This window comes from Mesorhizobium sp. M0106, assembly GCF_040322715.1.
In the GTDB taxonomy this organism is placed as follows: domain Bacteria; phylum Pseudomonadota; class Alphaproteobacteria; order Rhizobiales; family Rhizobiaceae; genus Mesorhizobium.
On sequence record NZ_JAMYUA010000143.1, the window covers coordinates 1 to 623 of the forward strand.

Below are 623 nucleotides of genomic sequence, written 5' to 3' on the forward strand. Positions count from 1 at the left end.
CTTGATGCCCTTTTCCTTGGCATAGGCCTCGGACGACTTCTCGATGATCGGACGCAGCAGCTTCCAGTCGGGCGCAATCCAGTCGCAGACGACGTTCCACTTCTTGCCGTCCCACTGCTGGAAGGTCACGTAGCCGTCACCTTCGTGATTGTCCCAGGAGACGTTGATGGAATGGAACAGATCCTTAGCGCCGAGCGCCTCGACGCGCGCCGGATCGAGCTTGAGATGCTCGAAGCCCCAGCGCACTTCGTCGCCGGTCAATGTGCGGTTGCCGAACTTGGCCTGCGCGATGCGGACCGCCTCTACATTGAGGATGCCGTTAACGATGCCCAGATTATGGTAGACCGAACCGATCCGGCTCTTGTCCTCAAGGTTACCCTTGCCGGCGTCGTAGACCGTTTTGACGATCTCCTGGACCACCGGATACTGCTCGCCCGATGCCTGGGTGGTGATGGCCGTATAGCCCTTGGCGGCATCGCCGGCGGGGATCACGTCCTCTTCGGAGTTCGACCAGACGTTGCCGATGATGTGATCGGCGGGGAAGCCGGTCTTCTGCGCGGTCTTGAGCGCAACCGGGTTCATCACGCCCCAGCCGCGCAGCACCACATAGTCGGGATGCTCGC

General features: G+C 61.3%; 1 protein-coding gene. It reads right to left on the reverse strand.

The features are described 5' to 3' along the window. Window positions 1-623, reverse strand: a 623-nt coding sequence (locus NKJ55_RS35775) for an ABC transporter substrate-binding protein (RefSeq protein ID WP_352453940.1), incomplete at both ends; no start/stop codon positions are given.